The organism is Lysobacter firmicutimachus, assembly GCF_037027445.1.
In the GTDB taxonomy this organism is placed as follows: Bacteria; Pseudomonadota; Gammaproteobacteria; order Xanthomonadales; family Xanthomonadaceae; genus Lysobacter; species Lysobacter firmicutimachus.
In genome coordinates this window covers 1669718-1691946 of the sequence record NZ_JBANDL010000002.1, presented here as the reverse complement: position 1 = coordinate 1691946, position 22229 = coordinate 1669718, and the positions used below count along the sequence as shown (strand labels likewise).

General features: G+C 69.3%; 24 protein-coding genes. 14 read left to right on the top strand and 10 right to left on the bottom strand.

Going from position 1 to position 22229, the window contains the following annotated elements; translation table 11 throughout:
* Positions 1 to 126: 126 nt before the first annotated feature.
* The 6 genes from V2J18_RS07340 to V2J18_RS07315 all read left to right on the top strand — a co-directional run bounded on the left by V2J18_RS07340 (position 127) and on the right by V2J18_RS07315 (position 3686).
* Positions 127 to 1062 carry a hypothetical protein gene (locus tag V2J18_RS07340; protein ID WP_336131429.1) on the top strand — a complete coding sequence of 312 codons (936 nt, stop codon included), beginning with the start codon at positions 127 to 129 and terminating at the stop codon, positions 1060 to 1062.
* A 156-nt stretch (positions 1063 to 1218) separates the two neighbouring features.
* On the top strand, positions 1219 to 2082 hold the full coding sequence (locus V2J18_RS07335) for an SPFH domain-containing protein (RefSeq protein ID WP_064746283.1): 864 nt from the start codon (positions 1219 to 1221) through the stop codon (positions 2080 to 2082).
* Positions 2083 to 2093: 11 nt separating this feature from the next.
* A complete protein-coding gene (locus V2J18_RS07330; RefSeq protein WP_064746284.1) occupies positions 2094 to 2459 on the top strand; it encodes a hypothetical protein in 366 nt (121 codons plus the stop codon).
* Positions 2456 to 2641, top strand: coding sequence for a type II toxin-antitoxin system antitoxin (locus V2J18_RS07325; protein WP_064746285.1), 186 nt, complete (start codon positions 2456 to 2458; stop codon positions 2639 to 2641). Before V2J18_RS07330 ends, V2J18_RS07325 begins: the two co-directional genes overlap by 4 nt.
* Complete coding sequence (locus V2J18_RS07320; protein ID WP_064746286.1) at positions 2638 to 2820, top strand: DUF4177 domain-containing protein; 183 nt, start codon at positions 2638 to 2640, stop codon at positions 2818 to 2820. Before V2J18_RS07325 ends, V2J18_RS07320 begins: the two co-directional genes overlap by 4 nt.
* A 62-nt stretch (positions 2821 to 2882) precedes the next feature.
* Entirely contained in the window at positions 2883 to 3686 is an 804-nt protein-coding gene (locus tag V2J18_RS07315; protein WP_336131428.1) for a M15 family metallopeptidase, read from the top strand.
* Between the two features lie 276 nt (positions 3687 to 3962).
* Here V2J18_RS07315 and V2J18_RS07310 read toward each other — a convergent pair whose 3' ends face one another.
* The 5 genes from V2J18_RS07310 to V2J18_RS07290 form a co-directional block, all read right to left on the bottom strand.
* Positions 3963 to 4661, bottom strand: a complete 699-nt coding sequence (locus V2J18_RS07310; protein WP_064746288.1) for a DNA-3-methyladenine glycosylase family protein — start codon at positions 4659 to 4661, stop codon at positions 3963 to 3965.
* Position 4662: 1 nt separating this feature from the next.
* The gene (locus V2J18_RS07305) at positions 4663 to 5043 is read right to left on the bottom strand and encodes a DUF423 domain-containing protein (protein ID WP_064746289.1); all 381 of its coding nucleotides are present in this window, start codon (positions 5041 to 5043) and stop codon (positions 4663 to 4665) included.
* A 392-nt stretch (positions 5044 to 5435) separates the two neighbouring features.
* Positions 5436 to 6527, bottom strand: a complete 1092-nt coding sequence (locus tag V2J18_RS07300) for a polyketide cyclase (protein ID WP_336131427.1) — start codon at positions 6525 to 6527, stop codon at positions 5436 to 5438.
* A 353-nt stretch (positions 6528 to 6880) separates the two neighbouring features.
* Entirely contained in the window at positions 6881 to 7534 is a 654-nt protein-coding gene (locus V2J18_RS07295; RefSeq protein WP_064746291.1) for a response regulator, read from the bottom strand.
* Complete coding sequence (locus V2J18_RS07290) at positions 7531 to 8721, bottom strand: sensor histidine kinase (RefSeq protein ID WP_064746292.1); 1191 nt, start codon at positions 8719 to 8721, stop codon at positions 7531 to 7533. The genes V2J18_RS07295 and V2J18_RS07290 overlap by 4 nt, the downstream gene beginning before the upstream one ends.
* A gap of 142 nt (positions 8722 to 8863) precedes the next feature.
* Here V2J18_RS07290 and V2J18_RS07285 point away from each other — a divergent pair, with 142 nt between their 5' ends.
* From V2J18_RS07285 to V2J18_RS07265, 5 genes are all read left to right on the top strand, one after another.
* Positions 8864 to 9490 (top strand): GNAT family N-acetyltransferase, encoded by a 627-nt coding sequence (locus tag V2J18_RS07285; RefSeq protein WP_064746293.1) that lies wholly within the window; start codon positions 8864 to 8866, stop codon positions 9488 to 9490.
* Positions 9403 to 10329, top strand: a complete 927-nt coding sequence (gene minC, locus V2J18_RS07280; RefSeq protein ID WP_425605963.1) for a septum site-determining protein MinC — start codon at positions 9403 to 9405, stop codon at positions 10327 to 10329. The genes V2J18_RS07285 and minC overlap by 88 nt, the downstream gene beginning before the upstream one ends.
* 25 nt (positions 10330 to 10354) lie before the next feature.
* A complete protein-coding gene (minD, locus tag V2J18_RS07275; RefSeq protein WP_064750056.1) occupies positions 10355 to 11164 on the top strand; it encodes a septum site-determining protein MinD in 810 nt (269 codons plus the stop codon).
* A 4-nt stretch (positions 11165 to 11168) separates the two neighbouring features.
* Positions 11169 to 11447: a cell division topological specificity factor MinE gene (minE, locus tag V2J18_RS07270; protein WP_064750057.1), complete on the top strand. Its 279-nt coding sequence runs from the start codon at positions 11169 to 11171 to the stop codon at positions 11445 to 11447.
* Between the two features lie 113 nt (positions 11448 to 11560).
* Positions 11561 to 12034 carry a hypothetical protein gene (locus V2J18_RS07265; protein ID WP_064750058.1) on the top strand — a complete coding sequence of 158 codons (474 nt, stop codon included), beginning with the start codon at positions 11561 to 11563 and terminating at the stop codon, positions 12032 to 12034.
* Between the two features lie 267 nt (positions 12035 to 12301).
* Here V2J18_RS07265 and V2J18_RS07260 read toward each other — a convergent pair whose 3' ends face one another.
* Positions 12302 to 12610 carry a hypothetical protein gene (locus tag V2J18_RS07260; protein ID WP_064750059.1) on the bottom strand — a complete coding sequence of 103 codons (309 nt, stop codon included), beginning with the start codon at positions 12608 to 12610 and terminating at the stop codon, positions 12302 to 12304.
* 107 nt (positions 12611 to 12717) lie between these two features.
* Entirely contained in the window at positions 12718 to 12987 is a 270-nt protein-coding gene (locus V2J18_RS07255) for a hypothetical protein (RefSeq protein WP_141233636.1), read from the bottom strand.
* A gap of 136 nt (positions 12988 to 13123) precedes the next feature.
* Here V2J18_RS07255 and V2J18_RS07250 point away from each other — a divergent pair, with 136 nt between their 5' ends.
* Complete coding sequence (locus tag V2J18_RS07250) at positions 13124 to 15133, top strand: M2 family metallopeptidase (RefSeq protein WP_336131426.1); 2010 nt, start codon at positions 13124 to 13126, stop codon at positions 15131 to 15133.
* 284 nt (positions 15134 to 15417) lie between these two features.
* On the opposite strand, the gene V2J18_RS07245 is transcribed toward V2J18_RS07250, so the two are convergent.
* Both V2J18_RS07245 and V2J18_RS07240 read right to left on the bottom strand, forming a co-directional pair.
* Entirely contained in the window at positions 15418 to 16377 is a 960-nt protein-coding gene (locus V2J18_RS07245; protein WP_336131425.1) for an HNH endonuclease family protein, read from the bottom strand.
* Positions 16374 to 18569: an AAA family ATPase gene (locus V2J18_RS07240; protein WP_336131424.1), complete on the bottom strand. Its 2196-nt coding sequence runs from the start codon at positions 18567 to 18569 to the stop codon at positions 16374 to 16376. Before V2J18_RS07240 ends, V2J18_RS07245 begins: the two co-directional genes overlap by 4 nt.
* Positions 18570 to 18774: 205 nt before the next feature.
* Between V2J18_RS07240 and V2J18_RS07235 the strand changes: the two genes are divergently transcribed.
* Positions 18775 to 20253 carry an amidohydrolase family protein gene (locus V2J18_RS07235; RefSeq protein ID WP_336131423.1) on the top strand — a complete coding sequence of 493 codons (1479 nt, stop codon included), beginning with the start codon at positions 18775 to 18777 and terminating at the stop codon, positions 20251 to 20253.
* Between the two features lie 86 nt (positions 20254 to 20339).
* On the opposite strand, the gene V2J18_RS07230 is transcribed toward V2J18_RS07235, so the two are convergent.
* Complete coding sequence (locus V2J18_RS07230; protein WP_064750064.1) at positions 20340 to 21122, bottom strand: helix-turn-helix domain-containing protein; 783 nt, start codon at positions 21120 to 21122, stop codon at positions 20340 to 20342.
* Positions 21123 to 21219: 97 nt separating this feature from the next.
* Here V2J18_RS07230 and V2J18_RS07225 point away from each other — a divergent pair, with 97 nt between their 5' ends.
* Positions 21220 to 22119, top strand: coding sequence for a DMT family transporter (locus tag V2J18_RS07225; RefSeq protein ID WP_336131422.1), 900 nt, complete (start codon positions 21220 to 21222; stop codon positions 22117 to 22119).
* Positions 22120 to 22229: the final 110 nt, after the last annotated feature.

Below are 22229 nucleotides of genomic sequence, written 5' to 3'. Positions count from 1 at the left end.
CGCTAGTTTAGCGCCCGCTCCCCGGATCGCGCGCCGCAGGCCGCGGGCCTCGGCCCGATGGGCTATGGCGCCGCGCGCCGCGCATGCGATCCTTGGCGCATGCGATTCCCCCGCCCTCGGTCCGCCGTGCGCACCGTCGCCTCCGCTCCGCCGGCCGCCCGCGCCCGCCGCGCGCTGCCGCTGTGCGCGGCGCTGCTGCTGGCCGCGTGCGCGGCCGAATCGCCGCCGCCGGCGCACGGCAGCAGCCAGATGGCCGGGATGATGCTGGACCCGCAGTTGTCGGAGATCAGCGGGCTGGCGGCCTCGCGTCGCCACGCCGACGTGCTGTGGATGCACGACGACGGCGGCAACCCCGAACGATTGTTCGCGGTCTCGACCCACGGCGACCGGCTGGCGACGCTGCGCATCGACGGCGTCACCAAGACCGACTGGGAAGACATCGCCGCGTTCGAACTCGACGGCCGCGCCTACCTACTGATCGCCGACACCGGCGACAACGGCGGCCTGCGCCGCAGCCTGCAACTGCACGTGATCGAAGAGCCGGCCAAGCTCGAGAACGCACGCCTCAAGCCGGCCTGGTCGATCGCGTTCCGCTGGCCCGACGGCGCGCGCGATTGCGAGGCGGTGGCCGTCGATGTCCAGCGCAAGCAAGTGTTGCTGATCTCCAAGAAGCGCCGGCCGCCGGAGCTGTTCGCCCTGCCGCTGATGCCGGCGGGCAATGCGCTGCAGACCGCGACCCGGCTCGGCGCCCTGGCCGGCATTCCCGAGCCGGACGCGCAGACCCTGCGCAACAGCCCGGCCCGGGCCAAGCTGCAGGGCCAGGTCACCGCGGCCGACGTCTCGCCGGACGGCCGCACGCTGGCGGTGATGACCTACCGCTACCTGCTGCTGTACCCGCGGGCGCCGCGGCAGACCTGGGCCGAGGCCGTCGCCGCCAAGCCGCGGATCAGCGACCTGCCCTGGCTGCCGCAGGCCGAGGCCCTGGGGTGGTCGGCCGACGGCCGCAGCCTCTACGCCACCGGCGAGTTCATTCCGGCACCGCTGTACCGGATCGCGCCCTGAAGCGCGCCCCGCCTCGCGGGCGCCCCTCTCCCCTGCCCTTTGTCGCCCCGGCGGGTGCGTCCGCACGCCGGCCGGGCTGCCCTCCGACGGACGGCCCTGGGAAATTTGATATCAATTTGATATCAATATTTCCAGACCTACGGACGAGACGCGGCCATGAAGGAAAACCCCACCCAATCCCTGCCCGGCATCCCGACGCTGCTGGGCCTGCTCGTCGTACTGCTGGTGGCCGTCTACGGCTTCCTGGCCGGCGCCCACAACGGCCAGCCCGTGCTGCTGGTCGTCGCGGTCCTGATCGGCCTGGCGGCGGTGTTCGGCCTGACCGGCCTGTACATGATCGAACCCAACCAGGCCGCGGTGCTGAGCCTGTTCGGCAAGTACGTCGGCACGGTCAAGGACAACGGCCTGCGCTGGAACAATCCGCTGTACTCCAAGCGCAAGGTCAGCCAGCGCGTACGCAACTTCGAGAGCGGCAAGCTCAAGGTCAACGAACTCGACGGCAGCCCGATCGAGATCGCCTCGGTGATCGTCTGGCAGGTGGTCGATTCGGCCGAGGCGGTCTACAACGTCGACGACTACGAGACTTTCGTCCACATCCAATCCGAATCGGCGTTGCGGGCGATGGCCACCAGCTATCCCTACGACCAGCACGAGGACGGCCAGCTGTCGCTGCGCAGTCACGCCGCCGAGATCTCCCAGCACCTCAAGCAGGAACTGCAGGAGCGCCTGGCCGATGCCGGCGTCAACGTGATCGACGCGCGCATCAGCCACCTCGCCTACGCGCCGGAGATCGCCCACGCCATGCTGCAGCGCCAGCAGGCCAACGCGGTGATCGCCGCGCGCACCCGCATCGTCGCCGGCGCGGTCGGCATGGTCGAAATGGCCCTGGCCGAGCTGCAGAAGAACGGCGTGGTGCATCTGGACGAGGAGCGCAAGGCGCAGATGGTCAGCAACCTGCTGGTGGTCCTGTGCGGCGACCGCAGCACCCAGCCGATCGTCAACGCCGGCACGCTGTACTGAGGGCCGGACGGATGAACCTGGACGATTTCATCCTGCCCGGCGCCATGGTCGTCACCGCGCTGCCGATCCTGGTCTGCGCGGTGCTGGTCGCGCGCGGTCAACTGCACCTGGTCAACGGCCTGGACGCCGCGCGCCTGCGCGACCCGGACGCGGTCGCCGCGCGCATCGCGCGCCTGCTGGCCCTGACCGCGATGGCGATGCTGTTCGCGGCCCTGGGGTATTACTGGGCGAACGGCGAGCAGAGCCGCACCGCCGGCGTCACCATCGCCCTGCTGGTCGCAGTCAACGGCCTGGCCGTGCTGCTGATCCGCGCCGTCGCCGCGGCGCGGCGCAGCTACCGCGATTCCGACGACAACCAGCGGAAGCGGTCGCGGTGAGCGAGAAGAAGGCCTATCCGCTGCGGATCAACGCCGAGGTGCTCGCCGCGGCGCAGCGCTGGGCCGACGACGAGTTGCGTTCGCTCAACGCTCAGATCGAATATGTCCTGCGCGACGCTCTGCGTCGCAACGGACGGCTGCCGCGGCAGCCGGAGCCCCCGCCCGCCGAGAACGAATCATGACCGCCCCGAAGTGGACGCATCACGTTACCGAGATCACTTACCAGTTGTTCGAAGCGCCGACCCGCCAGCGCATCCAGGACGAACTCGATGCGCGCGGCGCGCAGGGCTGGGAACTGGTCGCGGTCGAGCACGATCCGGCCATCCTCGGCACCCGCCTGTACTTCAAGCGCCCGGCGTGAGCGCGATGGCCCCCGCCACCCTCCGCATGGCGCCGCCGCGGCGCGCGGGCTAACCTGAGCCCATGCGCGGCCACGGCAACATTCTGATCAACACGCCCGAGATCGAACTCTGGCCGGGCGGCCTGTTGCGCGCGCGCAGCAACCACGACGCGCGCGCCCTGGCCCGCGCCCAGCACGTACTGCGGCGCAAGCGCGACGGCCGCTTCCTCGCCGCGGACCTGGCGGAGGGCCTGCTACCGCTGATTCCCCGGCTGAATCGCGAGGCCGGGCTGGATGCCGCGCTGGATGCGCTGGAGCGCGCCGCCGACTATCGCCGAGAGGGTCTGCTGCGGGTGCGCGAGCTGTCATTGGACCGGATCGAACACCGGCTCGTCGCCTTGGGCCTGGACGGCTACGCCTACCAGGCCCGCACCGGTCTGACGCTGATCGCCGAACCCGACCGCCTCGCCTACGCCGGCCGCGATCGCTATGCGCGCCCGTTGTGGCTGCACCCCGCCGCCGCGCGCGCCTGGGCCCATCTGCGCGAGGCCGCGCAGCGCGACGGCATCGTCCTGGAAGCGATCTCCGGCTACCGCAGCCACGACTACCAGCTCGGCATCTTCGAACGCAAACTCGCCCGCGGCCAGCGCATCGAGCAGATCCTCACCGTCAACGCCGCGCCGGGTTACAGCGAACACCACAGCGGCCTGGCCCTGGACATCGGCGCTCCCGGCGAGCCGCCGGCCGAAGAATCTTTCGAAACCACCCCGGCCTTCGCCTGGCTGCGCGAACACGCCGGCGGCTACGGTTACGTCATGAGCTATCCGCGCGACAACCCGCACGGGATCGTGTACGAGCCTTGGCATTGGCGTTGCGCGGCGGCTTGAGCGCGATGCGTCCTACGTGACCGGACAGGCCCGCGCCGGCGCTTTACGGCGGTGCGGCGGTGGCGTCCGGCATCCAGCGAGACGCAGCCGCTCGGTTTTTTGCGCGGCCCCGGTCGCGGCTTGCGCCGCCCCTGCCCTGGCGTGGAGGCCTCGGCCGCGATTTGCGGCGGCGCTGTGCCGCGGAGCAGGCCCGGGATTTTCCGCGTGCTCCGGGTCGGGGCTTACGTCGCGCCTGCCGGCAGCACGCCGCGCGCTGGCGGACGCCGATCCTGCGAATCAGTCCTGCGAACGGTTGGTCGCCGGCTTGGCCGCGCCGTCGGCGAAGTCGGCGATGCGCCACAGGTACAGGCTGGCGTAGCTGCGATAAGGGCCCCAGCGCTCGCCGAGTTCGGCCAGGGCCTTCGGCGCCGGCATGGCGTCCAGGCCGTGCACGCGTTGCGCGCCCTTGCGGATGCCGAGGTCGTCGACCGGCAGCACGTCGGCGCGGCCGAGGCGGAACATCAGCATCATCTCCACGGTCCAGCGGCCAATGCCGCGGATCGGCACCAGCGCCCCGACGATGGCGTCGTCGCTCATCGTCGCCATGCGGCGCAGGTCGGGGATTTCGCCGCGGGCTTCGCGCGCGGCCAAGTCGCGCAGCGCCAGCAGTTTGTTGGCGGATACGCCGCAGGCGCGCAAGGCCGCGTCGTCGCAGCGGCCGAGGGTGTCGTGATGCAGGCGCTCGCTGCCGATCGCGGCCTCGACCCGCCCGACTATCGTCGAGGCGGCCTTGCCGCTGAGCTGCTGGAACAGGATCGCGCGCGCCAGGGCGTCGACCGGGTCGAAGCGCTGGCGCCAACGCGGGTCGGCCGGCATCGGCCCGGGCTGCGGCCGGTGCCGATCGAGTTTGCGCATCCAGGCGCCGAGCTTGCGGTCGCGCTTGCTCAGCCAGGCATGCGCCGCCTCGGTGTCGAAACCGCGGGCGTGGCGCGGCATCTCAGCGACGCGCCGCGTCGGCGGCGTAGGCCAGCCACGCCAGGATCATCAGGCTGCCGCCGTAGGGCAGCAGGCGGGTCGACGTGCCGACGAAGTAGGCCGACGCCAGCCCGCCGGCGAACACCAACACGCCCAGCAGCAAGGCCGCCAGCGCGAGCTGGCCGAGCCGGCGCCGCGCGCGCGGCGCCAGCGCGGCGAGCGCGACGCCGTGGCCGAAGGCGAACACCGCCGCCGTCTGCAGGCGCGACTGCGCGGTCGGGTCGGCGACATGCGCGGCATAGGCGGACAAAGCCACCGCGAGCGCGGCGAGTACGGCGCCGGCAGCAGCGAGCGCGCGCGGATACGGGGGAAGAGCTTCGGGCGGAACGGCGGAAGCGTTCATGCGTTCGGATTGCGCACGGTCGGCGGGCGATCACGATAGCAGCCGCCGCGCGCGGCGGGCGCTGGCCGCCGCTGTGCGGAAGTTGCGATTCCGGAAAGCGGCGCGCACGGCTCCTGCAGGAGCGGCGCCAGCCGCGCCAGCCGAAGCGGTGCTGTATCCCCGCACAGGCCGAAGCATTCGAACCTCGGGCGCCGACATGCCCGATCCGCCGGCCGCACCGTCGTCGGCGACGGCGCTTGCGTCAATCGCTTCGATTGTCGCGGCTTGCGCCGCCCCCACAGGCGGACGGCGGCGGGTGGGCGATTGCGCGCGGACAAAAGAAAACGCGCCGCAGGTGCGGCGCGCTTTCGCAGTGCTGCAGTCGGCCCGCGCCAGGCGCGGGCCGGGTCGGCTTACTTGACCGGCCAGTAGACGTCGAACTGGCCCAGGGCCGGATCGAAGCTCTGATCGATGCCGGCCTTCCAGGCTTCGTACGGACGCTCGCTGGTGGTGTAGCCGCGGGTCAGCGCCCAGGCGCGGACGGCGTCGCGGACCGGCGGCAGGCCGGCGAAGTTGTGGCCGCCGCTGCTGGCGACGACGACCTTGGTCGCCGGCCAATACTCGGCCTTGACCGGGTTGCCGGCGCCGTCGACCTTGACGTCGAGCTTGGCCGCTTCCGGGCTGGTGTCGCCGATCTTGCGCACGACCTGGGCCACGTCGAAGGAGTAGGTTTCGCTGCCGAACTCGTTGGTCACGATGCGGACCGGACCGACCGCTTCCAGGCCGTTGGCGGCGATGACCTTCTTGATCCACTCCATGTTGCCGTGGATCTGGGCCTTGATCTTGTCGTTGTTGCGCTCGACCGCGGCGGTCACGGTCAGCACGTTCTCGGCCGGACGGTCGACGATCTTCGGCGCGTTGTTCGGATCGGTTTCCGACAGCTTGGCGTAGTCGTAGTTCGGCACGGTGGCGAGCATGTTGCTCAGGCGCGCCAGGCCCATCTTCATGTCTTCGCCGACGTTGCTGCTGACGTACAGGCCGGAGTAGCGGCCCAGCAGATCCCAGCCGTAATCGACGTCGTAGGTCTGGGTGATCTCGACGTTGCGGTTGTTCTTGCCGGTCGGGCGCAGGGTGAACTGGGTGCGCTTGTTGTCGCCGCGCTCCGGATTGCTGATCTTGTAGCCGACCAGCTTGCCCGGCTCGCTCTTGACGATTTCCCAGCTGCCCTTGCCCAGGCCGCGTTCCTTGGACGAGTACTCCAGGCGGGCGCCCACGCCCTCTTCCTTGCCGACCAGCTTCATTTCCATGGCCGGATCGCGCAGGGCCAGCGGGTTCCAATCCTTGAAGCGGCGCAGGCTGTTCAAGGTATCGAACACGATGGTCAGCTTGCGGTTGGTCTCAACCGAGTGCGACAGGTGGCGGCTCGACGGCAGAACCACGCCGACTACCAGGAACAGCACGGCGACGATCGCCAGCGAAATCAGAATCTCGATAAGACGGGTCATTCAGGTTCTCCAGGGCCGGGCCCGGGTCGGGCCGGGGCGCAGACCCACAATCGTAGCAAGATAAATCCCGGCAGGGGCACCCGTCACAACAAGAATCTCAGGCCCGGTTCCGTCGCCGTTCCCGCCCGCCGCGCGAGCGGCGGAAACCCGCTGAAAACCGGGGTTTCCTGCGTTATCCCCAGCACATTCGCCCGGGTATGCCGCGCGGCCGGCGATGCCGATGCACAAATCCGGACAAGTCCGCAAGCCGGCGATGGTCGAGCCCCGGCGGCCGCGACGCCGTCGCAACGGCGCGGGAAACGGCGCGGGACCTGGCCGGCCCGCCGGGGCCTGGCCGGCCCGACCGCGCCGGCTCAGACCAGCTGCAGTTCGAAGGCCTTGAGCACCGCCCGGGTGCGGTCGCGCACGCCGAGCTTGCTGAGGATGTTGGACACGTGGTTCTTGATCGTGCCTTCGGCCACGCCCAGCGAATTGGCGATCTCCTTGTTGGAAAAACCGCCGGCCATCAGGCGCAGGATCTCGGTCTCGCGCTCGGTCAGCGGGTCCGGTCGGTCCAGGCTGACGAAGTCGTTGCGCATGTGTTCCAGCCCCGACAGCAGCCGCTGGGTCACCGCCGGCTGCACCAGCGAACCGCCCTCGGCCACGGTCTGGATCGCTCCGACCAGTTGCTCCAGCGACACGTCCTTGAGCAGGTAGCCCTTGGCGCCGGCCTTGAGCCCGGCCAGCACCAGCTGATCGTCGTCGAAGGTGGTCAGGATGATGGTCGGCGGCAGATAGCCCGAGCGCGCCAGCGCTTGCAGCGCCTCCAGGCCGGACATCACCGGCATGCGCATGTCCATCAGGACCACGTCCGGACGCAGGGTCGGGATCATCTCGACCGCCTGGCGGCCGTCGCCGGCCTCGGCCACGACTTCGATGCCGTCGGCCAGGGCCAGCAGCGAGCGCACGCCCTGCCGGACCAGGGTCTGATCGTCGACGAGCAATACGCGGATGGGATTGGGAATCATGTCAGAGCTCCTTCGCGGGCCATCGCGGCCGCGGTGGCGGGCAGAGTCAGTTGCAGGCAGAAGCCGGCCTGTGCGCGGGTTTCGATGCTCAGGCGGCCGCCGTATTGCTGCAGACGCTCGCGCATCCCGCGCAAGCCGTTGCCGGCGACCAGGTGATCGGCGCCGCGACCGTCGTCGCGCGCGCTCATGACGATGTGGTCGCCGTTGCGGCGCACGTCGATCCACAGATGCTCGGCGCCGGCGTGGCGCACGGCGTTGGTGATGATTTCCTGGGCGCAGCGCAGCAGCACGTGGGCGCGCTCGGGGTCGTCCAGGGTCAACGGTTCGTCGATGTCCATGCGGATCTCGAGCGAGGGCACGTTCTCCGCCAGCGGCCGCAGCGCCAGGGCCAGGTCGATGGCGCCGTTGTCGCGCAGCTGGCTGACCGCTTCGCGCACGTCGGTCAGCAGCAGCCGGGCCAGGGTATGGGCCTGCTGCACGTGCTCCTTGGCCCGGCCCTCGGACAGGTGCCCGGCGACTTCCAGGTTCAGGCTCAGCGCGGTCAGGTGGTGGCCGAGCAGGTCGTGCAGCTCGCGCGAGATGCGGGTGCGCTCGTTGATGCGCGCGCTCTCCGCCAGCAGCGCGCGGGTCGCGCGCAGCTCGGCGTTCAAGCGGCGCTGGTCTTCGCGCGCCTGGGTCTGCTGTTTGGCGACCATCGCGGTCAGGAACACGAAGCCGGAGAAGCCGGTGTACAGCAGCGACTGCAGCACCGCCACCAGCGGCGGCATCTGCACCGCCTCGATGAACACCGGGATGATGACCAGGTTGAGCACCATCAGCCCGGCCACGCCGATCCGCACCGGCACCATCCACGGCAACAGCCCGGCCAGGACCATCAGCAGGACGCTGCCCAGGCCGCTGCCGGAGTAATAGCTGATGCCGATCGCGCAGCCGCCGAGCACCAGCAGCTGCAGATAATCGAGCAGCCCGGTCCGGCGCTCGCCGAGCGAGCGGGTGATCCACCAGTAGACCGCGCCGAAGGTGATGTAAACCGCGACCCAGCGCAGGATCTGCAGGTACAGCTCGCCGTGGCTGGGCTGGAGGTAGTCCGGGTCGAGCCAGATCGACAGCAGCCAGGAGCCGACCAGGCCCCAGGTAAACAGGCCGGCGTAGCGCAGCAATCGGGTGTGGGTCAGGCGGGCCAGCATGAACGCATGCTAACGGTACGGGAGGCCAAGCACAGCCGTCCGAAAGTCATGCACTTGGCGTTCGCCGCCGGGCCGGTGCCATGCGATAATCGGGCGCGCCGGCACGGAACGCGTGCCGGTTTTTGAATACCTGGAGCCTGGAATGTCGATCGTCGTCCGCGACGTGCGCGAGCACGAGCTGGATTCCGTCCTTGCCCTCAACAATGCCGCCGGACCCGCGATCCTGCCGCTGGATGCGGCCCGTCTGCGTCACTTTTTCGACACCGCCGAATACTTCCGCGTCGCCGAGCGCGACGGCAGCCTGGCCGGCTTCCTGATCGGCATGGGCGCCGACAGCGCGCACGACAGCAGCAATTTCCGCTGGTTCCGCGAGCGTTACCCGGATTTCTTCTATATCGACCGCATCGTGGTCGCCAGCCGCCGCCGCGGCGGCGGCGTCGGCCGCGCGTTCTACGCCGATGCGCAAAGCTATGCCGAGATGCGCTACCCGCAGTTGGCCTGCGAGGTGTTCCTGGAAGGCGGCAACGACCCGGCCCTGCTGTTCCACGGCAGCTTCGGCTTCCGCGAGGTCGGCCAGCACGTCATGGAGGAGGCCGGCGTGCGCGCGGCGATGCTCATGAAGCCGCTGTGCAGCTATCCCTGGGTGCGCGACACCTACGGCGACGCCCTGCCGGAGGTCGAGTGGCTGACCCGGCGGCGCGTGCCGGCGGCGCGCGCCGCCCAGGCCGCAGCCGCCCTCGCCCCGCGCCCCACCGGGACCTGCCCGTGAGCGTGGCCGTGGATTACGAACAGGCCGGCGAGCTCAAAATCGGCCAGGTCGGCATCGCCAACCTGCGCATCCGCACCCTCGATGTCGACCGCCTGGTCGCCGAGATGCGTTCCCGGGTCCAGCGCGCGCCGAACATGTTCGGCCGCGCCGCGGTGGTGCTCGATTTCGGCGGTCTCAGCCAGACCCCGGACGCGGCCACCGCCCAGGCCCTGATCGACGGCCTGCGCGCCGCCGGCGTGCTGCCGGTCGCCCTGGCTTACGGCACCAGCGAGACCGATCGCCTGTCGCAGGCCCTGGGCCTGCCCCTGCTGGCCAAGTTCCGCGCTTCGTACGAACGCGCGGACGGCGCGGCCGAAACGGCGCCGGCGCGGGCCGCCGAGCCGGCACGGGCCGCCGAGCCCGAGCGGGCGCGGCCGGTCGCCGCGGAGGGGGCCGCGCGCGGCGGCAACGCGGGGCCGGACGGCGCGTCGCGTTCGGGTGGCGGAGCAGCGGCCGGGGTTCAGTCCTCTTCGGTTGGCCTGATCCAGTCCGCCCCGGTACGCTCGGGGCAGCAGGTCTACGCCGACGGCCGCGACCTGACCGTGCTGACCACGGTCGGCGCCGGCGCCGAGGTCATCGCCGACGGCTCGGTCCACATCTACGGCCCGCTGCGCGGACGCGCGCTGGCGGGCGCCCAGGGCAACAACAAGGCGCGCATCTTCTGCCGCGAGTTCCATGCCGAACTCGTCGCGATCGCGGGCCATTACAAGGTGCTTGAAGACATCCCGAAGGAGTTGCGCGGCAAGGCCGTGCAGGTCTGGCTGGAAGACGAGCAAATCAGAATTGCGGCGCTCGATTGACGCCGCACCATTGGAGGAACGTGTTTTGACCGAGATCATCGTAGTCACTTCGGGCAAGGGCGGCGTCGGCAAGACCACGACCAGCGCCAGCCTCTCCTGCGGGCTCGCCCGTCGCGGCCACAAGGTCGCCGTGATCGACTTCGACGTCGGTTTGCGCAACCTCGATCTGATCATGGGCTGCGAGCGCCGGGTCGTGTACGACTTCGTCAACGTCGTCAACGGCGAAGCCAGCCTCAAGCAGGCGCTGATCAAGGACAAACGCTTCGAGAACCTGTTCATCCTGGCCGCCTCGCAGACCCGCGACAAAGACGCGCTGACCAAGGAAGGCGTGCAGAAAGTGCTCGACGACCTGGTCGCCGACGGCTTCGACTACATCATCTGCGACTCGCCGGCCGGCATCGAAAAAGGCGCGTTCCTGGCCATGTACTTCGCCGACCAGGCGGTGGTCGTGGTCAATCCGGAGGTCTCCTCGGTGCGCGACTCCGACCGCATCCTCGGCCTGCTTTCGTCCAAGACCCGCCGCGCCGAGGCCGGCGAGCGGGTCAAGGAACACCTGCTGCTGACCCGCTACAGCCCGAAGCGGGTCGAATCGGGCGAAATGCTCAGCATCGGCGACGTCGAGGAAATCCTCGGCCTGAAGACCATCGGCGTGATCCCCGAATCCGGCGACGTGCTCAACGCCTCCAACAAAGGCGAGCCGGTGATCCTGGAGACCGAGTCCGACGCAGCCCAGGCCTACGACGACGCCGTCGCCCGCCTGCTCGGCGACTCGCGCCCGATGCGCTTCACCCAGGTGGAAAAGAAGGGCTTCTTCAGCAAGATCTTCGGAGGTTGAGCTCATGGGTCTGTTCGACTTCCTGCTGGCCAAGAAGCAGACCGCCGCGGTCGCCAAGGATCGCCTGCGGATCATCGTCGCCCACGAACGCGCCGGTCGCGGCGGCCCGGGCGGTCCCGACTATCTGCCGATGCTGCAGCGCGAACTGCTCGAAGTGATCCGCAAGTACGTCAACGTCGATACCGAATCGGTCAAGGTCGACCTGATCGGCGAAGGCGACAACAAGGTCCTCGACATCTCGGTGGCCTTGCCGGAAAACCCGGGCACGCCGGCCCAGGCCTGAGCCCGCGCCATCCGAGAACGGAGGGGGCGAGCACGCTTGCCCCCTCCGCCCTGGCTCGCCTGCCCGCCCTCTCCCCCGCTACCGCGGCGTCATCGCGCCGCCGCTCTCCGCTCATGCTCACTCTCGCCGATGTGGCCTTCGACGATGTCGCCGCTTTGCTGGCGCGCTACGACCTGCGCCTGGAACGCGTCGCCGACGGCGAAACCATCCCCGGCAGCTACTGGGGCGACAGCGAGGCCGGCCTGATCGGCAGCACCGTGTACGCGCGCGGCGACACGCCCGTGCACTCGCTGCTGCACGAGGCCGGCCATCTGATCGTGCTGCCGCCGGAGCGCCGCGCCGCGGTGCATACCGACGCCACCGATTCGGTCGCCGAAGAGGACGCGGTGTGCGTGCTGCAGACCCTGCTCGGCGACGCCATCCCGGGCGCCGGGCGCGAGCGCATCCTCGCCGACATGGACGCCTGGGGTTACAGCTTCCGGCTCGGCTCGGCGCGCGCCTATGTCGAACAGGACGCCGAAAGCGCCTGGCAATGGCTGGCCGAGCACGGCCTGGTGCGGATGCCGGAACGCACGTTGATCTTCTGAGCGGGGCCGCCGCGGCGGATCGTCCCGCGCGACGCCGGCCGGCCGCGCGCCGCTGTTTCGCAAGCCGGGCGGAACGGTGCAGAACCGTCGGGCAGCGGCCGCCGGACGATCCACGCCAGCGGTCACCGACGCCCTCCGTGGCGTCGACGCCATTCGAACTGTGCGTACCCGGCTATCCCCATAACCGGCATCGCTTCTCGCTGCTTCCCTTCCCCTGACTGCGCCCCTCCGGGCGCTACCCCCACCGAGTGCCTGTCGCGGCCGCGCTCAGCGCGCGCCGCGGACCTTTACCGTCGCCGGTTCGGCATCGAGCACCGGCGCCGGCAGCGCGGACGAGGTCCGGCGCACCGGACCGGCATCGGCCGGACCGTTCATCATCACGATGCCCACCACGGCCAGGGCCAGCAGGGCGGTGAACAACACCCGTCCCAGATCGGCGGTACGGCGCGAAGACACCGCGACCGGTTCCTCCCGATGCCATTCCAGGTCCTGGCTGAACAGGCTTTCGCCGCCGTCGTGGCCGCGCACCCATGCGGTCGGGCGTCGCTCGCGCGCTGCCCCGGTCGTCTGATTCATGTCGTTCCCACGTTGAAGCTTGGTCGGCCGCCGGCCTTTCCCCGCCGGTGGCGCAGCTGCCGGGCAGCTGTCGCTGGACGTCACTTTTTCCAATTTCGCGTCATGGGTCAAATCGATTTGTGTGACAGCGTTCGATCCAGGAGCGCGACCGGCGTTTCGAAAGCTGAACAACACTGCGACTTTGCCCACATCGTTGCAACACCGCCCATGAGTTTCCAAAAAATTAACGAAACAGAGCTTACAAATAACCAAAAAATAACCTTTTCGCCGTCACCGCAAATTCGGCGACTCGCCCGAATCAGCCAACCGTCATGGTTCGGCGCCTCACGAGTAAACGTTTCCAGTCGCCGATCCATGCCGACTTTGCGCGAAACCATCGGTCGCATCCGGCGCGGCGCAGCACCGACGGGAGCTGTCTCGCACACTCGCGCGACACGGCTTGCGTCCGGCCGAACCGGCCTCTAGCCTTCTGGCTCGCGCGAGCAGCGCGGCACATCCCCGGAGAGAGCACTCATGAAACACGTTCGCGCCTTGCTGGCGCTTGGCATCGCGGCGGCCGTCCTCGGCCTGAGCGCCTGCAAGAAGGAACCCGTCCCCTCCTCCAGCGACGCCAAGCCCGCCGCCCCCGAAGGCGAGACCGCGGACCAGTTCATCGCCCGGGTCAACGACGAGTACAAGAAGATGTACCCGGAGATGACCGCGGCGCAGTGGTTGTCTTCCACCTACATCAACGACGACAGCCAGTTGCTCTCGGCCAAGGCCAACGAGCGTTATCTCAGCCAGCTCAACAGCTGGATCGAGCAATCCAAGAAGTTCGAAGGCCAGCCGATGTCGCCGGCCACCGCGCGCGCCATCCAGTTGCTGAAGATCGGCACCGCGATGCCGGCGCCGAAAGATCCGGCCAAGCTCGCCGAGCTGACCCAAATCGCCACCCGCATGGAAGGCATGTACGGATCGGGCACTTATTGCACCGGCCCGAACGACAGCGAATGCCGCCAGTTGGGCGAACTCGAGGACGTGTTGCGCAGCACCACCCGCGATTACGACGCCCAGCTCGACGCCTGGAAGGGTTGGCACAGCATCTCCAAGCCGATGCGCAAGGACTACACGCGCTTCGTCGAACTGGTCAACGAGGGCGCGCACAACCTGGGCTACGCCGACACCGGCGAACTGTGGCGCTCCGGCTACGACATGAGCCCGACCGAACTGGCCGCCGAAACCGATCGCCTCTGGGGCCAGGTCAAGCCGCTGTACGAGCAACTGCACTGCTACACCCGCACCCGTCTGGAGACCAAGTACGGCGCCGACAAGGGCCAGGTCGCGGGCGGCCTGCTGCCGGCGCATCTGCTCGGCAACATGTGGCAGCAGGACTGGGGCAATCTGTGGGACATCCTCGCCCCTTACAGCGAACAGCAGGCCGGCAACCTCGACATCACCGGCGCGCTGGCGGTTCAGTACCAGAAGCACCTCGACGCCCAGCGCGCCAAGGCCGGCGATGAGCTGAGCCCGAGCGCCGAGGCGCAGGTCGACGTCGACGCCGCCCAGGCCAACGCCAAGCAGATGACCGAGCGCGCGCAAGACTTCTACGTTTCGCTCGGCATGCCCAAGCTGCCCGACAGCTACTGGACCAAGACCCAGTTCATCAAGCCGCGCGACCGCGACGTGGTCTGCCACGCCAGCGCCTGGGACATGAACATGTCCGGCGACGTGCGCACCAAGATGTGCATCAAGCCGAACGAGGAAGATTTCACCACCATCTACCACGAGCTCGGCCACGTCTATTACTACCTGGCCTACAACAACCAGCCGCCGCTGTTCCAGACCGGCGCCCACGACGGCTTCCACGAAGCCATCGGCGACACCATCGTCCTGGCGATGACGCCGAAGTACTTGCAGTCGATCGGCCTGGTCGGCGCCCAGCAACAGAGCAACGAAGCCCTGATCAACGCGCAGATGCGCATGGCCCTGGCCAAGGTTTCGTTCCTGCCGTTCGGCCTGATGATCGACCGCTGGCGCTGGGGCGTGTTCGACGGCTCGATCAAGCCGGGCGAGTACAACAAGGCCTGGTGGGACCTGAAGGCCAAGTACCAGGGCGTGGCCCCGGTCGAGGCGCGCGGCGAAGAATTCTTCGACGCCGGCGCCAAGTACCACGTACCGGGCAACACCCCGTACACGCGCTACTTCCTCTCGCACGTGCTGCAGTTCCAGTTCTACAAGTCGCTGTGCGACGCGGCCGGCTACAAGGGCCCGCTGTACGAATGCAGCTTCTACGGCAACAAGGCCGCCGGCGCGAAGTTCCAGGCGATGCTGAGCAAGGGCGCCAGCCAGCCCTGGCAGCAGACCATGAAGGAACTGACCGGCGGCGAAAAGATGGACGCCTCGGCGGTGCTGGAGTACTTCGCCCCGCTGCAGACCTGGCTCAAGCAGCAGAACGAAGGCAAGAGCTGCGGCTGGCAGGCCTCCGCGGCGGGCGCCGCGGCCCCGGCCAAGCCGGCGGCGGCCGCCAAGCCGGCCCAGGGCTGAAACGACGCGGCTGCGGCCGCGCGATGCGGACAAAGAGAAACCGGCTTCGGCCGGTTTTTCTTTGGGGCGGGATTGGGATTTGGGATTGGGGATTGGGGATTGGAACGCGCGACGCTCCGCCGCTCAGGGTAGGAGCGACGCAAGTCGCGACATCGAACCCGCATCCGGCCGCGCCGCGACCTGCAACCCCGCGGTCGCGGCTTGCGCCGCTCCTACCCCAAGCGAAGTCGGCCCTTGTAGGAGCGGCGTAAGCCGCGACCAGAGCGCCAAAAAACCGACGCGGTTCAGGCGTCCATCGCGTCTTCGGCGAGCTCCCGTTCGCCCGCCGCCGGCACGCTCGCCTCCGATCGCCGCTGCGCGCGCAAGGCGCGGTACTGCGCGAGCAGATCGCTCAGCCGCTGCTTCAGATGCGCCTCGAGCATGGCCGAATACGGCCGGTCGGGCGCGCACATCCCGCTGAGCAAGGCCATGGTCTCGTCGAAACGCCGCAGGCTTTCCTGCAACGCGTCGCCGCTCAGCACGCTCGCGACGGTCAGTGCGAATTCGGCGTTGGCCAGCAGAACGCGCGCCGCGTCCAGATGCCGGGTGCGCGCTTCGACCAGGTCCTGTCGGTTCAAGCCGAGGATATCGATGGTGGCCCGGCCGTAAGGGTCGGGGTCGCGGCCTAGGAAGCGCGGCGTCACCAACGACAGCTTGTCCTGCGGCCAATCCAGATGCGCGGCGGGATCGCGCCGGGTCGGATCGATCAGCAGCGGGTCCTCGGCCTCGCAGTCGCCGCGGGGACCGGTCGCGCGGCGGCCGCGGATCGGAAACAGATTGCCCTTGCCCACCGTCACCGGCTTCGACGCCGCCACGTCGGCGCCCGCCATGCCTGGCTGGGCGATGCGCAGGCCGTTGCGGCGATTGCACAGCACGCAACTGGGCAGCAGGTTGCGCCAGTCGGCGGCCAACCACCAGTAACCGCGGTGGCCGGCTTCGCCCTCGACCCCGCCCTTGGGCCGGTAGTGCTCGACGTCGGTAGGCGAACTGGCGCTATGGAACGACTCGCAGTACGCGCACTTGCCGCCGAACAAAGCCCGCATCGCCTCGGCCACGTCCGCGCTCTTGTAGGCGGCGAAGGCGAAGCCGGTGGCGTTCTTGTCGCGGTAATGGCCGCGTGCGCGCTTGAGCTCGCGCGGCCCGGCGCCATCGGCCGCGGTCAACGAAGCCGGCGGCGCCACCCGCTCGCGATCCACCCGCCTCACTCGCCCGCCTCCACGCCCAGCTGCCGTTCCAGGCGGCGCACGATCTCGTCCAACGCGTCTTCGCGCATCGCCTCGCGTTCGACCGCCGAACCGCGTCGACGGCCTTCGATGTAGCGCTCGGTGGCTTCGCCGATCAGTTGCTCGGCCGGCGTGTCGCCGCGCGGCAAGGCCTGCAGCGCAGCCGCCAGCCGGTGGCGCTCCTGCGTCTCGGGCGGAAGCGGCTCGGGCAGGCCCAGCAGGTAGGCGTAGCGGTTCAATGCCGCTTCGGTCTCCGGCCGTGCGGTGCTGGCCAGGCCGAAGATGTCCGAAGTCAGCAACTGATCGGTGCGCAGCAGCTCGATGTTGGGCAGGTCCTCGCGCGCGCGGATGCTGTCGTCGCCGTCGCGGTACAGCACGTGCACTTCGCCGTCGCGCATGCCGCGCAAGCACAGCGCATCGTGCGCGCTGACCACGAACTGCACCCGCGGCATGGCCCGGCGCAGCGCCGACATGACTTCGATCTTCCAGCGCGGGTGCAGGTGCACGTCGATCTCGTCGATCAGCACCGTGCCCTGCGCGTATTCCAGGTTGCCCCAGGCCTCGACCATGCGCCGCATGATGTCCACCGCCATCGCGAACAAGGCGCGGTAGCCGTCGCTCATGCGCTCGATCGGCGTGACCCGGCCGTGCGCGCGCACCAGCACGTGGCCGCTGTGGTTGCGGAAAATGTCGTCGTCGCCGTGCAGGGCGAAGATTTCGCGCATGGCCCGGGCGACGGCGTCGAAGGCGGCGCGCGGCGCTTCGGTCAGCCAGTTCGACGGGTCCTCCAGCACCGCGAACGGATCGAACAGGCTGCGATGGAGGCCGTGGTGCGGGATGCGGCCGTGGGCCCGGAAGAACCGGCGCGCGCCATAGGCCAGCACCATCGTCGGCGGACCGCCCGCATGGGAACGAAACCTCCCCAGCGAATCGATCTCGACCCGCTTGCTCTCGCCGGAGGACAGCAATACCTCGACATACGGCCGTTCGGTCGATACGTCCCAGGATGCACGCTGCCGCGGCAGGAATTCCAACCCCTGGGCGCGGCTGCCGTTGCGCTGTCGGTCGTCCATCAGGGCCAGCGCCAACGCCTGCAACACGGTGCTTTTGCCCGCGGCGTTCTCGCCCAGCAACATCGCCCCGGGCGCGCCGCCGTCGCGCGCGGCGACGCTGCCCAAGCGCAGTTCGACCTGCTCGATGCCCTTGAAATGGAAGATCCGCACCCGCTCGACATAGGACGGGGCCCAACGCGGCTCGTGCGCCTGCGCCGCGCGCGGCGACGCCGGCGCTTCGGGGCCGGGCTCGTCCAGCCCCGCTTCCCAGCGATCGTCCAGGTAGGCCTGCGCGGCCCGTTCCCACTCGCACTCGTGGCCGAGCAGGCGCGGCAGGTCGCGTGCCAGGCGGAAATCGCGTTCCGCGCGCAAGCCAACCCGGCGCGCGAACAGCAGATAGACCGAGAACAGGGCCTGGTCGACCGCTGCGGTATGGGCCCGGCGCCGCAGCGCGTCCAACTCGGACACCGCGAAGCCCTGGTCCAGGCGGTGGGGCTGGGCGACGATCGCTTCCAGCATCCGTTCCACGGCCTCGCGCCGCGCCGCGATCAGGCCCGGGCGATTCAGCGCCAGCACTTCGATCGCGACCGTGCCGCGATCGCTCAGGGCCAGCAGCTCGCCGCGCGGATGGAAGCCCAGATGCGGTTTCGGATCGTCCCGGCAAGGGTCAATCAGCATCGCGCCTTCGCTCGCCACCACCTGCCGCCAAGGCATCATCGGCAGGGCGCGCGGCGTGTCGACCGGAAAGCGGTTGCGCTTGGCCGCGCTGCATTCGCGACAGGCCAGCATCTGATTGCGCCATTCGAACGCGAGCCAGCCGTAATGGTCCGGACTCGCGCCGCCGTCGGCATCGGCCGCGGCGAACACCGGCCGGAACTGTTCGATCGCCGCCTCGGCCGACAGACGCGACTCGCAATACGCGCATTTTCCCTCGAACTGGGCCAGCAAGGCCTCGCGCACGTCCCCGGCCAGGAACAGCCGCGCATAGCGCTCGAACGGCACGCGCTGGCGCTGGCGCTCGTCGGCCGGCCGGCTGTAGAACTCGGTCAGCGCTTGCGCCCATTCCAGCAGCTCGGGCCGTCGCAACGACGGCGGCGTGGCGATCCGTTTGACTTTCCTCATTCCGCCCCTCCGCTGGGCGCCGGCGGCCGCGCCCGCCGCGGCGTGGACGGCATTATGAAGTGGCCGGGTCTGGCGGAATAAGACGGGGTTGGCGGTCGCGACGGACCGCGGCGACGGGGCTGGGGCAGAATGGGTCCGCCCTGCCCTCGCCGTGCCGTCGTCCACGACCGTTGCGGCGGCGGCCACCGCATTCCGGAGTACGCGCATGTTCCGACCGACCCGATTGCTCGTCGCCACGCTGGCCTGCGCCTTCGCTGCCGGGGCCGGCGCCGCCGAACCCGTCGATCTGCTGATCCGCCATGCCGCGGTGGTCGACGTGGTCGCCGGCAAGATCCGCCGCGACCGCGCCATCGCCGTGCGCGGCGACCGTATCGCGGGCATCGTCGACGATGCCCGCGCCGGCGACTACGCGCCCGAGCGCAGCCTCGACGCGGGCGGCAAGTACGCGATCCCGGCGCTGTGGGACATGCACGTCCACTTCGGCGGCGGCGAAGCGCTGATCGAAGAAAACAAGAACCTGCTGCCGCTGTATCTGGCCCACGGCATCGCCGCGGTACGCGACGCCGCCGGCGACCTGAGCCCGAGCGTGTTCGAGTGGCGCGACGCCGTCGCCGCCGGTCGGCTCGAGGGGCCGACCATCTTCACCTCCGGGCCGAAACTGGAAGGCTACGAGTCGATCTGGCCCGGCGACATCGAGGTCGGCAACCCGGCGGAAATCTCCGCCGCACTCGACCGCCTGCAGGGGTGGAAGGTCGATTTCGTCAAGATCACCGACAACACGCTCAGCCCGGAGTTGTTCATGGACGCGCTGCAACAAGCCCGTGCGCGCGGCCTGAAGGTGTCGGCGCACCTGCCGTTCGTGCTGAACGTCGACGAGGTCAGCGCCGCGGGGCTGAGCTCGATCGAGCACATCGAATACGCCTACAAGGCCGGCTCGACGAAGGAAGCCGAGATCGGGGCGATGGTCCGCCGCGGCGAGATCGACGCCAAGGAAGGCTGGAACCGGGTCCAGGCTAGTTTCGACCGCGATACCGCCCTCGCCGCCTACCGGCGCCTGGCCGCGCGCGGCACCGCAATCACCCCGACCCTCAACGGCAGCTACGTCGCCACCTACCTGGACCGCGACGACCACCGCGACGACGCCTATCTGCAATACATCGGCCCGGGGCTGGAGGCGACCTACGCCTGGCGGGTGGAGCGCGCGGCCAAGGACGACGCCGCGGCGATCGAGCGCCGCCACCAGCGCTACCGGCGCAACGCGGCGATCCTGCCGCTGCTGCAGCGCTCCGGCGTGCGCATCCTGGCCGGCACCGACGCCGGCTTCCTCAACTCCTTCAACTACCCCGGCATCGGCCTGCACGACGAAATGCAGCGCTTCGTCGAAAGCGGGCTGAGTCCGTTGCAGGCCCTGCAGGCGGCGACCATCAACGGCGCGCGCTTCCTCGGCCGCGACGACCACTATGGCTCGCTCGATACCGGCAAGGCTGCCGACATCGTCCTGCTCGACGCCGACCCGCTGCGCGACATCGCCGCCACCCGCCGCATCGACGCCTTCGTGCTGCGCGGCAAGGTCTACGATCGCGCGGCGCTGGACGCGCTGCTCGACGCAGTCAGGCGCAAAGTCGCCGAGCAACGCGCGGCGGCGAAGGCGGCGCAGGCCGCGGCGAAGACGGACGAGCGTTGAAGCCGGAGCCCATGCGAAGAAACGACGAACGAGCGACAGCCGCCGCAATGCGCATTTGTCTTTCCCGCACTCGTTCCTGAAGCCCCTTACCGCCCCGCTCCCTGACGGAACTTCAGCGGCGTGCTGCCGCTGAGTTCGTTGAACATGGCGATGAACGCCGAGGCGCTGGCATACCCCATGTCGGCCGCCACCTGCTGCACGCTGCGCCCCTGCTCCAGCAGCGGGATCGACTGCTGGAAACGCAGTCGCTGCCGCCATTGGCTGAACGACATGCCCAACTCGTCGCGACAGCGCCGGCTCAGCGTGCGCTCGGTGGTATGCACGCGCTGCGCCCATTGCGCCAGGGTGGTGTTGTCGCCGGGGCGGTGCTGCAGCGCGTCCAGGATCGGCGCCAACAGGCGGTCCTCGCTCTGCGGCACGAAGCGCGCCAGCATCGGAGTGGCCAGCAACTTGTCGATCAGCACCCGCGCCAGGCGCCGGTCGGCCGGGGTATCGGGGATTTCCACCCCGCGCGCGAACAAGTCCTCGACCCCGGCTATGAACAAGGGATGCAGGCGGACGATGCCCGGCGCGGCCGGCAGCAGCGGCGTGTAGCGCTCGGCGATGTTGATCAGCCGGCAATGCACCTCGCGCCGGTTGTGCGAGCTATGGTCCATGCGCGGCGGAATCCACACCGCATAGCCCGGCGGGGCGAAGAACGGCCGGCCTTCGACCAGGAAGGCCATGCTGCCGGACTCGACGAAGGCCAACTGCCCCCAGGGGTGCCGGTGCAACGCGCTTTCGGTGTCCACCGCCAGCGCCTCGTAGCGCAGCAGCAGCGGGCCCGGCAGGGTCCGGTAGGGGTAATGGAAACGGTGCTTGCGCGGCATTGTCGGAAGCTCGCTATGCGATGTCTGGTTATCTATATCTGTCGATTACCCGACATTCTAGAATGAGCCGCCCCACGTTGTCGTATGGATGTACCCGATGCGCCTGTTACTGCCGATCCTGGCCACGCTGATCTGGGCCGGCAACACGATCGTCAGCAAGCTCTCCGCCGGCGCGATCGAGCCGGCCGCGATTTCCTTCTACCGCTGGCTGGTCGCGCTGCTGGCGCTGACGCCGTTCATGCTGCCGAAAGTCTGGAAGATGCGCGTCCAGGTCCGCCCCTACTGGCGCAAGCTGGTGGTGCTGGCGGCGCTGGGCATGGTCATGTACCAGTCGCTGGCCTACTTCGCCGCGCACAGCGTCAGCGCCATGTCGATGGGCCTGATCATCGCCGCGATTCCGCCGATGACGATGGTGATCGGCATGATCGTACTGCGCACCCGCCCCTCGCCGGGCATGCTGATCGGCGCGCTGATTTCCTTCGTCGGCCTGAGCTGGCTGCTCAGCGCCGGCCATCCGGCGCAATTGCTGCAGCAGGGCCTGGGCCGCGGCGAACTGATGATGCTGCTGGCCTCGACCTCCTACGCCGCCTACGGCGTGCTGGTGAAGCGCTGGGCCTTGCCGATCGGCAACGGCGAATCGCTGTACTTGCAGATCTTGTGCGGCACGGTGTTGCTCCTGCCCGGCTTCCTGCTGGCGCCGTCGGTGGCGCTGACCGCGCACAACCTGCCGCTGGTGCTGTACGCCGGCCTGCTCGCCTCGACCGTCGCGCCGTGGTTCTGGATGCGCGGCCTGCTGCGCCTGGGTCCGGACAAGACCGCGGTGTTGATGAACCTCACCCCGGTGTTCACCGCCGCCTTCGCGGTGCTGTTCCTCGGCGAGCCCTTGCAGGCCTACCACTGGGTCGGCGGCGTGCTGACCCTGCTCGGGGTCGCAGTCGCGCAGATGCTGAAGCAACGTCCGGCTCCGCAGCTGGAAGCGCGCGAGTGCGCCGGCTGAGCCGGCCGCACTGAGCGGGGCGGACGCAGCGGCGCCGCAGCGCGCGAAAACGCTGCGACCGCAATCGCGCGCACTCCTCGCCATTGTGAGGCGCGTCAAGTTCGCCGCCG